The following is an 11,891-nucleotide window of genomic DNA, read 5'->3' on the forward strand; positions in this document are numbered from 1 at the left end:
GCAAGCCCTCCACCGGATGCAGCTGCGGCTGCCCAGGATTAGTGTGGCGCAAGAGAGCTTTAGCAACAAATTCCGCAATATTGGCCTGATCGCCCGCTCTGAAAGTGAGCAGGCGTTGTATTCCCTGCGCCAGTTGATCCACTTTCTCAACGGGCGGGACTGTACCGTTATTCTCGACAAGAACATTTCCGGCAGCCTCCCGGAAATGGGCTTACAGGCAGCCTCTGCTGCGCAGATGGGCGAAGCCTGCGACCTGGTCATTGTAGTCGGTGGTGATGGCAGCCTGCTGGGCGCAGCCCGTACCTTGTCCCGTTTTGATGTGCCGGTGCTGGGCGTCAACCGTGGTCATCTGGGCTTTCTCACTGACATCCTGCCGTCAGAAATCGAAAGCCGGGTAGGGCAGGTGTTGGACGGGGAGTACACCACCGAAAAGCGCTTCCTCCTAGATCTGGAAGTTCGTCGCGGCAAGACCGTGGTAGGTGAGGGATGTGCCCTGAATGACGTGGTGCTGCTGTCCGGTGACAGCGTACATATGATCGATTTTGAGCTGATGATTGATGGCCACTTCGTCTATGGCCAGCGGTCTGACGGCCTGATCATCTCTACCCCCACCGGCTCCACCGCCTATGCGCTGTCAGGTGGCGGCCCCATCATGCACCCGAAACTGGATGCCATGGTAATGGTGCCGCTCAATCCCCATACCCTTACCAGCCGTCCGCTGGTGGTGGCCGGTGACAGCGAGATCAAGATTCATATCACTACCGAAAAGGTCCGCCCGCTGGTCAGCTGCGATGGCACCGCCGGGATTCGCCTGCAGGTGGATGATGTAATCGCCATTCGCAAGAAACCTCACCGGTTGCACCTGATCCATCCGCCTGGTCATGATTTCTACCAGGCCTGTCGTTCCAAGCTGGGTTGGAGTACTCGCCCCGGTGACAGCAGTTGATGGTGTGTCTGTAGGAGGCTGCTGCTTGCAGCCGAACCGTTTTCGCCTGCGAGCAAGCTCCTACAGCCGCGACGACCACCCAGGATGTGCGCCAGACGTTTGGCATGCTGCCGTTTTAAAATGAGTTACCGATATGACCTACCAGAGCTTTGACGACCTGATCGCCGCCATGACCCCGGAGGTCTGCGACAATATGCGGCGCGCTATTGAAACCGGCAAATGGGCGGATGGTCGGCCGTTGACCCGTGAGCAGCGCGAAACCTGTCTGCAGGCGGTTATCGCCTGGGAGGCCCGCAACCTGCCGGAGGAGGAGCGCACAGGCTACATGGAGCAGCAGTGCAAGAGCGGGGATGAGGCAGCGGAAGAGCAGCCGGTGACCTTGCGAGCCCCTGATCGGCTGCAATAGCCCTGCTGTCCCTTCCTCACGGGTGGTGACTGGCTGGTCGTCGCCCGGATACCGCCTGTCGGACTAACGCTCATCTTTTCCCGCCAAAGACCGTTGGTGCTCTTCGTAACATACTGTATTCTTCCTAGGTGACAACTCCGTTGTGTAGCTTAGCCGACGCAGACTCGGTGCACGCGGACGATGTCTTTCTGGCTGGGTTATGGGAGATTGCGGCACAGTCAGAAATAAAAAAGATAACAAATGGTTTGGGAGAACCCATGCATATCTACAAGAAAGTACTGCCTGCGGCAGTGGCCCTGGCACTGGCGGCCTGTGGTGGCGGCAGTGATACCGTTCCCGATCAGAGTGAGGGCGCACTTCAAATCGGAACATACCCCCGTTTCGATCCTTTGACCTCCGATCTGCCGTTGAATACGGATATCCTCTTTGCTGCAGCGGCCAGTAGCGACGGTACGGCTGACGTGGGCGCTCCTACCAATCCGGTAGAGGCGGCAATTAATAGCCTGGACGGCTTTTCTACCAACGCTTATTTTGACATCGGCTTTGCCGGTGGCAGCATTGATCCGGCCAGCATTTGCACGACTCTTGCTCAGGCAATGGCGCAATGTGCTTCGCCGAATGTGTTTCTGATCCCGCTGGATACTGGCGGCAATGATGCGCTGGATCCCGCCAATATCGTCGGTGTTCAGGCCCCCGCTAACTGGCCTGCTGCCAGTGCTGAGGTGGTGTCCCTGGATGGCGGCACCAACAATGTGTTGCGCGTGATTCCTCAGGAACCCCTGCAGGCCAAGACCAAGTATCTGGTATTTGTCACCAATGGCGTGCTGGACAGTGCCGGTGATCCTATCACCCCGTCCAGCAGCTACGACACGCTTGGGGAAACGACACCAGCCGTAACCCCTGCTCTGCAGCCGGTGCGTAATGCCATTGCCGGCTGGGAAACCATCGCTTCTGGTGTTCTGCAAACGCTTTCCGGTGGCGCTCTCAGTGCCGAGCAGGCAAAGGATAGCATCGCCATTTCCTACACCTTTACGACCACGGATCCCCAGGCGCCTTTGCTTGCCATGGCGGCACCCCGTGCAGCCCTGGTTCAGGCTCAGGTTGGCCTGGGCATTGATGCCGGCAGTGCCGTTGCCAATTCGGCGGAACTGGAAGGCGCTGGCCTGTTGAGTACTCCAAAGGCTCGCGATAATGGCATGTCCGCAGCAACCGCCATTGACCTCAACGTTCTGACTGGCGGTGCGTTGCCTGCTGGCGTCGGCTCTTTGTATACCGGCTTTATCAAGTTGCCGTACTACCTGACTACGCCCGATACCACCATGAAGATGAGTTACACCCAGGATAGCTGGGTGGCTGATCAGACCCTGGGTGGTGTGCTGACGTCAAAACTGCCTGAGGGCGCTCCCTCATTGCCGCCGGTAGACGCGGACGACATGACCTATAACGTGACCTACCGTTATCCGTTTGCGGCGCAGAAGAGCGTTGAGTCCGTGCCTTTGCAGGTGACCTTGCCAGAGCCGGATCATGTTCCCTCCAACCCGGCTTTCGGTGGCCTGGATTGCCAGACGGCTCGCCCCTCTGGTTACCCGGTGGTTATCTATATCCACGGCATTACCAGTGACAGGGCCTCCGTGGTTGCTCTTGCCCACAGTCTTGCCTCTGTGTGTGTGGCCACCGTTGCTGTTGACTTGCCCTTGCATGGTGTTACTTCGGGCAGCCAGTTCGCGGCGCTTAATGTAGAGAGCTCTCCGTTAATTCCCTTCGGAGCCCTCTACGGAGCAGATGCGCCCGCCGAGCGGCATTTCAATGATCCGGGCGGTTCTGGGGCGCAGTTCATCAATCTGGCGGTGCTGAACAACACCCGCGATAACATGCGCCAGTCAGTCATGGATCTGCTCAACCTGAATGCCAGTCTCGACAGCATCAGTACCACATTGGGTAATGCGGGTCTGGGTACCCTGGATACCAGCAACGTAAAGGCTGTTGGTGCTTCCCTGGGTGGTATCGTAGGCACGGTTTACTCCACCGTTAACCAGATGGCGATTGGTGCTGAAGGCAGCGTTGGTTTTTCCAGCAATCTCAAGCCTTTGGGTGGACTGGTGGTTTCCGCTGGCGGTAGCCAGCTGACACAGATCCTGAACAACTCCCAGACCTTTGGTCCGGTGATAGAGGCAGGTCTGGCAGCTGCAGGCGTCCAGAAAGGTACCACCAACTTTGAACGCTTCCTGTATGTGGCACAGAGTGCGGTGGATTCCGGTGACCCGGTAAACTTCGCTGAAACCCTGGGATCGCTTGGCGTACCGGTGCTGGTGCAGCAGATTGTCGGGGGCGGTGACGCGTCTGGCCTGGGTGATGCCAAGGTCTATACTGCCGACAAGGTTGTACCAAATAGTGCTGCTGGTGCGCCGCTGGCAGGCACCACTCCGCTGGCGGCCCTGTTGGGTGCCGGTCAGGCTGGACCGGGGCTTGTGGATGTGTCCGCGGCCAACACTCTGGTAAATCTGACCATCGGGCATCACGCTTCACTGCTGCGCCCCAACGAGGCAAGTGGTCAGCCGGCTACCAATGGTGAGAACGTGGCGACCGCAGAATTGCAGACCCAGGTTGCCAGTTTTGTATTGTCACCCTCTCAAACCGCTGTAGGGTCCGCGCCGAATGGCTCCAATACGGCAGCGCCCTTTATCGAAGCCCCATAATGGCTGTATTAACGGGCTGACCGCCAGCCCGTGAAATGGCATAGTCACAACACCCCGCTTAGCGGGGTGTTGTCGTTTTTGTCTGCGTCTTTTGTTCTGGAGTACCCCCATGGATAGCCCGCAAGCTGATGTAAAAACCACCCGCCTGGCTGACTACACCCCGCCCGCTTTTCTTGTCGATCATGTGGAGTTGGACGTAGATCTGCGTGATGGCCAGACCTGGGTAACCAGTACCCTGCAGCTTCGACGCAATCCGGATAATTCGCAGCAAATTGCCAGTGATCTGGTTCTGGATGGCGAGTGTCTGACCCTGGAATCGCTGGCAATTGATGGCGAACCCGTTGCGGCAGACAGATATCGTTATGAGAAGGATCAGCTGACCATCGAGAGCGTTCCACAGGCCTTCTCGCTGACGTCCGTCGTGTTGATCGAACCGGAAAAGAATACCGCACTGGAGGGACTGTATCGCTCCAATGGTATGTACTGCACCCAGTGCGAGGCGGAAGGCTTTCGCCGTATTACCTTCTTTCCGGACCGTCCCGATGTACTGGCCCGGTTTACCACCACGGTGCGAGCGGACAAGAAGCGCTACCCGCTGCTACTATCCAATGGAAACCCGGTCAATCAAGGCGAGGAGGGCGATCGCCACTGGGTCACCTGGGAAGATCCATTCCCGAAACCCTGCTATTTGTTTGCGTTGGTGGCCGGCGATCTGGCCTGCCTGGAAGACAGCTATACCACCAGTTCCGGTCGTCAGGTGTCGCTGCGGCTTTACGCCGAGCACCGTGATCTGGACAAGCTGGATCACGCCATGCTGTCCCTGAAGAATGCCATGCGCTGGGATGAAGAGACGTATGGGCGTGAGTACGACCTGGATATCTACATGATCGTGGCGGTAAGCCACTTCAATATGGGGGCCATGGAAAACAAGGGTCTCAATATCTTCAATACCGCCTGTGTGCTGGCCCATCCGTCGACCACCACGGATGCCGGTTTTCAGCGGGTGGAATCCGTGGTTGCCCATGAATACTTCCATAACTGGTCGGGTAACCGGGTCACCTGTCGGGACTGGTTTCAGCTCAGCCTCAAGGAAGGCTTCACCGTATTTCGCGACCAGCAGTTTTCTGCTGACATGAACTCCGCTGCGGTCCAGCGGGTGGAGAATGTGGACTTTCTGGTCAACCACCAGTTCCCGGAGGATCAGGGGCCCATGGCTCACCCGGTGCGGCCGGCGGAATACCAGAAAATCGATAATTTCTACACCCTGACGATCTACGAAAAGGGCGCTGAAATTGTCCGCATGCAGTATCACCTGTTGGGGAGTGAGGATTTTCGTCGCGCCACGGACCTGTACTTCGAGCGGTTTGATGGTCAGGCCGTCACCTGTGATGACTTTGTCGCCTGTATGGAGGAGATCTCTGGCCGGGATCTGACCCAGTTCAAGCGCTGGTACAGCCAGGCAGGTACGCCGGTGCTGACGGTGACCGATGGCTGGAAAGAGGGCGAGTACCAGATCTCTTTCCGTCAACACACCCCGCCGACCCCGGGACAGGCGGAGAAGCAACCGCTGATGATCCCGGTACGTCTGGCTCTGCTGGATGAGGCCGGTGAGCCGTTACCGCTCGATGCTGAGGGAAACAGGGAGAAAGTCATTATTCTCGACAGGGAAGCACAGACCCTCAGTTTTGATGCTCCAGGCCCGGTTACGCCTTCCTTGCTGCGCGGTTTTTCTGCCCCGGTAGTGCTGGATTACGCCTACGATCACGATCAGCTGTGTCGCCTGTTGGCCCTCGATAGTGATGGTTACTGTCGCTGGAGCGCCGCCCAGCGGCTTTATTTCTCTGCACTGGATCGTCTGGTGAAGGGGGAGGGTAGCGCAGCGGCCGAGGCGCAAACGCTGCTGCCAGTGCTGGAGCAAGTGATCGGCCGGGCCGATGAAGATCCTGCCCAGGCCGCTCTGCTGCTGTCATTGCCTGGAGAGGTGGCTCTGGGGGACAGACATTCCCCCCTGGATCCGGGCAGCGTGCATGTGGCCCACCAAGCCATGAAGCAGGCCCTGGGCAAGGCGCTGCAGACCCACTGGCTATCCCTGGCGGAGAATCTGATTGCCACCGAGCTGGAAATGGATGGCCGTGCCATGGGGCGTCGCCAGTTGCGCAATCTGGCGCTGGATTACCTGGCGGCGTCCGGTCATCCGGAGGCGCAGCGCCTGGCTGTCGAGCTGTTCGAATTGCCACTTTGCATGACCGAAGAGCTGGCCGCACTGCGGATTCTGGTGCATTACAACCTGGCAGGTGCCAATCAGGCGCTGGCCCAGTTTGCTGAACGCTGGTCTGATGAAGCTCTGGTTATGGATCAGTGGTTTGCCGTTCAGGCTGCCGTTCCCGGGCCGGCGAGCCTGCCCAGAATAGAGGAATTGATGGCGCATTCTGCTTTTGACTGGACCGTTCCGAATCGGGTGCGGGCCCTGGTGGGCACTCTGGCCAATGGCAATCCGTCGGCTTTCCATTCCCCCGACGGGGAAGGGTATCGTCTGTTTGCTGCGGCACTGACCCGACTCGACAGGATTAACCCTCAGATTGCTGCCCGACTGGCCAACGCAGCCGCGCGCATGGCGAAGCTGGAGCCTGGTCGCCGTGGGCAGCTGCAAAATGCCTTGCAGGGTGCCAAAAAGCAGGCCTCGGACAATCTGGGCGAGGTTCTAGGGCGCATACTGGGGGGCTGATTGTCGGGCCACCCCTGGGATGCACAAAATAGTGATGACTGGCTGGTCGTTAAATGTACACTGAGGGGGGATTTCTTTTTGGTCCCGATATGTAAGAATTAAGACTTAGTCTGGGTGGCGGTGTGCATCGGAGAGAATGATGGGACCGATGTCGCAATGGGAGAAGCCGTGACCCAGGCAAGAACAATAAAGCCATGCATGGCAATTCGGAGAGCTACATGAATAATAATCCCCTGCGCAAAACCAGGTTAGCGATGGCTGTTGCTGGTGCTGCAGCCCTTACCAGCTTGTCAATTCCTGCCTCTGCGGTTCAGCTTCAATTCGATAATCCTGACTGGTCCGGTCGACTGGATACCGCTCTGTCTGTGGGTGCGTTGTTCCGCACAGAAGGGCAGGACCGGATGTTGGCGGCCAACGAAGATGTGGTTGACATGACCCTCAAAGGTTATGGTTCCCAGGTCAACAAGAACGACGCCAACAACAACTTTGACACGGGGCTGGCGTCTCTGGTCTACAAGATTACCCCGGAGATGGAGCTGAACTGGCAGGGGCGTTATGGCATGTTTGTTCGCGCCACAGCGTTCCATGATCAGCAGATCATGGGCGGTGATCATGATGGGAGAGCTACATGAATAATAATCCCCTGCGCAAAACCAGGTTAGCGATGGCTGTTGCTGGTGCTGCAGCCCTTACCAGCTTGTCAATTCCTGCCTCTGCGATTCAGCTTCAATTCGATAATCCAGACTGGACCGGTCGACTGGATACCGCTCTCTCTGTGGGGGCGCTGTTCCGCACAGAAGGGCAGGACCGCATGTTGGCGGCCAACGAAGATGTGGTTGACATGACCCTCAAAGGTTATGGAGCCCAGGTCAACAAGAACGATGCCAACAACAACTTTGACACTGGTCTGGCGTCTCTGGTCTACAAGATCACCCCGGAGATGGAACTGAACTGGCAGGGGCGTTACGGCATGTTTGTTCGTGCCACAGCGTTCCATGATCAGCAGATCATGGGCGGTGATCATGATGGTGGTGCCCTCATGAAATCGGGCCCCTTCGTGCCGGGTAACGGGTTTACCCGTTATGCCACATATTCCGATTATGCCAACAATGGTATCGGTGACGATTTCAACAGTGATGCAGAGCGTTATGCTGGCCAGCGTGCCCGTATGCTGGATGCCTATGTCTGGGGGAGTTTCGATCTGTTCGAGAAACCCCTGAACGTACGTCTGGGGCAGCAGGTGATCAACTGGGGCGAAGCCCTGTTCATGCAAGGTGGGGTGAATACTGCCAACTACTTCGACCTCAATGCGCTGCGTTTGCCTGGCTCCGAAATCAAGGAAGCCCTGCTACCGCTGGACAGCTTGTACTTTTCCTACGGGTTGACCTTTAACGCCACACTGGAAGGTTTCTACCAGTTCGAGTGGGAAAACTCGGAAGATGCGCCGGCGGGGACCTACTTCTCCACTCAGGTAACGGTTGATCGGATTCGTGATGAAGACGCGAAGGATAATGGCCAGTTTGGTTTGGCCTATCGTTATTTTGCCGAAGCCCTGAATGGTACGGAATTCGCGCTTTACTATACCCGCACTCATGCACGTACCCCTGTGGTGGGTTCGCGCATCAACAAGATCAACACCTCAGGGCTGGCGGGTGTTCCGGAAACCATCGACACCACTGAATACCAGATGGCCTATGTGGAAGACCAGGACATGTTCGGTGCCAGCTTCAACACTGTCGTCGGCACCATGTCTCTGGCGGGCGAACTGGCTTACCGGCCCGAGCGTGCCATTATCAATGAAATCGGCGACAACCTGATCCAGTCTCTGGCAGGTGCAGCAGCAAATCCGGCCCCAACCCTGGGTGATCTGACTCCGCACTGTGTGCGGGCAGAGCTTGGTGGTAGCTGCCTGAGTTCCAACACGGCGGTGCAGGAAGGTCAGCTCTATTACTTCTACGACGAAGTGGAAAGCTATAACGGCTCCCTGGTCAGCATTTTCAACTTCGGACCGACCTGGGGAACCGATGGTTTGATCGCGCTGCTTGAACTTGGCGTTGAGCACATCGAAGGCCTGGAAAACCCGGAACTGGAATATAACTCCACTGCCGCCATTCTTGGTTCCGAGGCCCAGATCCTGAGCCCGGATGATCCCAATAAATATAATCTGGATGACACATCCTGGGGTTATCGTGCGGTCCTGAAGGCGGATTACAACAATATTTTCGCCGGTATTTCCATGAGCCCGAGCGTGCGGATTGCCCACGATGTGAACGGCAATTCCCCGATCGGTGGTAACTTCATGGAAGACCGCAAGGCCGCCACACTGGGGCTGGATTTTGTGTACCTGAACAACCTGGAAGTGGGCATGTCTGCCACCAGCTTCTGGGGCGCCAAATATTCCAACAAGCTGGCGGACCGGAACAACGCTTCGGTTTCTGTTAAGTACTCTTTTTAATTTTTTCCGGGCCGGGTTTCCGGCCCGTTTATTCGGAGAGCAATCATGTTGAAGAAATTGACCGCCATGGGCAGCGCGCTTGCGCTGTCACTGAGCGTAGCGGCCAATGTGCAGGCTGCCGTGTCCGCGCAAGAAGCGGCAAAGTTGGGTAAATCCCTGACTCCGTTCGGGGCTGACGTCAAAGGTAACGGGAAAGCCGTTTCCACTGGCCTTGGCATTCCGGACTGGACCGGTGGTATCCAGAAGAAGGATATCCCCAAGGAATATACCCGCCCCGGCCAGCACCACCCGGACCCTTTCAAAAATGACAAGGTAGTGTTCACCATCACCGCCCAGAACCTGTCCAAGTATGCGGACAAGGTGCCTGAGGGTGTGCAGGGTATGCTGAAAACCTACCCGGATACTTTCAAACTCAATGTCTACCCGAGCCGTCGCTCTACCTCCGCACCGCAATGGGTTTACGACAATACCAAGAGCAATGCTACCAAGGCTTCATTGGCAGAAACTGGCGTTAACAATGCCTTCGGCGGGATTCCTTTCCCGATTCTGAGTGGCAGCAACGAAGACAAGGCCCTGCAGGCGATCTGGAACCATATCCTGCGTTGGCGAGGTCTGTACGTGGTACGTCGTGCTTCGGAAGTGGCGGTGCAGCGTAACGGTGCCTACTCCCTGATCACCTCTCAGCAGGAAGTGTACTTCCGTTACTACGATCCCAAGTACAACTTCGACAGCCTGGACAACATCATTTTCTACTACCTGTCCTTCACCAAGGCGCCGGCACGTCTGGCCGGTGGGGCGGTGCTGGTTCATGAAATGCTCGACCAGAAGAAAATGCCGCGTCAGGCCTGGGGTTACAACGCCGGCCAGCGTCGTGTTCGTCGTGCTCCCAACCTGGCCTACGACACCCCGATCGCTGCAGCCGACGGCCTGCGTACCGCCGATGACACCGATATGTATAACGGTGCCCCGGACAAGTACAACTGGAAGCTGGTCCATGAAAAGCCGGTGGAAATGTTTATTCCCTACAACAACTACAAGATGGACAGCCCGGATGTGAAATACGAAACCCTGCTGCAACAGGGCCACGTAAACCCGGACTACCAGCGTTGGGAACTACACCGCGTATGGGTCGTGGAAGCCAACCTGAAGGAAGGCGAGCGCCATATCTACGAGAAGCGTCGTTTCTACATTGATGCGGATTCCTGGCAGATTGCAGCCATCGACCAGTACGACCGTCGTGATGAGCTGTGGCGTGTGAGCCTGGCCTATATCAAGAACTACTACGAAGTACCGACCCAGTGGACCGCTTTGGATACCTTCCACGATCTGCGGGCCCAGCGGTACCACGTACAGTTCCTGGATAACGAAGAGCCGTCCATTCTGGATTACAGCCAGCCGGTACCGGATGATCGTTATTTCCATCCGGCCGCCCTGCGCCGCCGTGGACGGTAATGACAAGAAAAGGCTGACCGTTTAACGGCAGCTCTGGCAACGCGACCGGGACGCCCATGGCCCCCGGTCGTTTTGCACTCGGCTCGGCATACGAGCCTTCGGGAAGAGATGGGACAATGAGAAAAACACTTCTGCTGGCTACTGCAGCCATGCTGTCTGCCCCTTTGCAGGCACAGTTTATCGATAACAAGTCGCCGCTGGTGACTGCCAACAACTATCTGGACCTGGCTGATGCCGGTGGCCGGATTGTTGCGGTGGGTGACCGTGGCAAAATTCTTTACTCAGATGATCAGGGAGAGCACTGGCAGGCGGCCAAGACGCCTGAAGAAGTCCTCCTGACAGCGGTCTGTTTCGCTGACGCCCGCAACGGCTGGGCTGTCGGCCACGATGCCGTGGTGCTCGGCACCCGCGATGGCGGGGAAAGCTGGACACTGCAATATAGCGATCCGCTGGGCGGCAGTGATGACAGTGACACCGTGGATGAAGAGCTGGACGATCTGTCCATGGACGATATCTATGGTGACCCCTACGAAGACGACGCCTACGGCGACGACCTCTACAGTGACGATCCCTACGAGGAGACCGCAGCGGCTCCGGTTGATACTTCCGGTGCGCCGCTGCTGGATGTCCACTGCGAAAGCCGGGACAGGGCTGTGGCGGTCGGTGGTTATGGGTATTACCTGGAGACCTCAAATGGAGGGGATACCTGGAACAAGCGCAGCAATGCGCTGAGCAACAATGATGGCTGGCACCTTTACGGTTACGCGGCAGCGCCGGCGAGCAGCGACCATTATCTGGTTGGCGAAAAAGGCGTCATCTTTCGTTCCGCGGACAAAGGCGAGAATTGGGAAGCGTTGAGCAGTCCCTATGACGGAACCCTGTTCGGGGCAACCCCGATTTCCGACTATCAGGTGCTGGTTTACGGCCTGCAAGGCAATGTGTGGTTAACCGCCAATCGTGGCAGCAGCTGGGTCAAGGTGCCCAGCAAGCTGACCCGTGGTGTGAATGATGGCACGGTGCTGGAGGACGGCACGGTGGTGCTGGTCACCAATGCCGGCGGCATTCTCACCAGCCATGATGGTGGTCAAACCTTCTCCCTGCGGTTCCTTCCGGACCGTGAATCCATCTCCGCAGTCTTGCCCAGGAAAAAGGGCGGTATCCTGATCGCCGGCCAGGGTGGTGTGCGTGTGATTGAAGACGTGAAATAAGGG

The 11,891-nt window shown here is 57.3% G+C and carries 8 protein-coding genes; all 8 read left to right on the plus strand.

Annotated elements, in window-relative coordinates:
- The first annotated feature begins 16 nt into the window (after nucleotides 1-16).
- The 8 genes from KZ772_RS01255 to KZ772_RS01290 all read left to right on the plus strand — a co-directional run bounded on the left by KZ772_RS01255 (nucleotide 17) and on the right by KZ772_RS01290 (nucleotide 11,888).
- Nucleotides 17-946: an NAD(+) kinase gene (locus KZ772_RS01255; RefSeq protein WP_290525531.1), complete on the plus strand. Its 930-nt coding sequence runs from the start codon at nucleotides 17-19 to the stop codon at nucleotides 944-946.
- Nucleotides 947-1,079: 133 nt separating this feature from the next.
- Nucleotides 1,080-1,352, plus strand: coding sequence for a DUF1315 family protein (locus KZ772_RS01260; protein ID WP_290538088.1), 273 nt, complete (start codon nucleotides 1,080-1,082; stop codon nucleotides 1,350-1,352).
- Nucleotides 1,353-1,609: 257 nt separating this feature from the next.
- Nucleotides 1,610-4,048, plus strand: coding sequence for a hypothetical protein (locus KZ772_RS01265; protein ID WP_290538089.1), 2,439 nt, complete (start codon nucleotides 1,610-1,612; stop codon nucleotides 4,046-4,048).
- 109 nt (nucleotides 4,049-4,157) lie between these two features.
- A complete protein-coding gene (gene pepN, locus KZ772_RS01270) occupies nucleotides 4,158-6,773 on the plus strand; it encodes an aminopeptidase N (protein ID WP_290538090.1) in 2,616 nt (871 codons plus the stop codon).
- 218 nt (nucleotides 6,774-6,991) lie between these two features.
- Nucleotides 6,992-7,405: a DUF1302 family protein gene (locus KZ772_RS01275; RefSeq protein WP_290538091.1), complete on the plus strand. Its 414-nt coding sequence runs from the start codon at nucleotides 6,992-6,994 to the stop codon at nucleotides 7,403-7,405.
- On the plus strand, nucleotides 7,402-9,228 hold the full coding sequence (locus KZ772_RS01280) for a DUF1302 domain-containing protein (protein WP_290538092.1): 1,827 nt from the start codon (nucleotides 7,402-7,404) through the stop codon (nucleotides 9,226-9,228). The genes KZ772_RS01275 and KZ772_RS01280 overlap by 4 nt, the downstream gene beginning before the upstream one ends.
- Nucleotides 9,229-9,273: 45 nt before the next feature.
- Nucleotides 9,274-10,680 (plus strand): DUF1329 domain-containing protein, encoded by a 1,407-nt coding sequence (locus tag KZ772_RS01285; protein WP_290509574.1) that lies wholly within the window; start codon nucleotides 9,274-9,276, stop codon nucleotides 10,678-10,680.
- A 116-nt stretch (nucleotides 10,681-10,796) separates the two neighbouring features.
- Complete coding sequence (locus tag KZ772_RS01290) at nucleotides 10,797-11,888, plus strand: YCF48-related protein (RefSeq protein ID WP_290538093.1); 1,092 nt, start codon at nucleotides 10,797-10,799, stop codon at nucleotides 11,886-11,888.
- Nucleotides 11,889-11,891: the final 3 nt, after the last annotated feature.

Source organism: Alcanivorax sp., from assembly GCF_019431375.1.
In the GTDB taxonomy this organism is placed as follows: domain Bacteria; phylum Pseudomonadota; class Gammaproteobacteria; order Pseudomonadales; family Alcanivoracaceae; genus Alcanivorax; species Alcanivorax jadensis_A.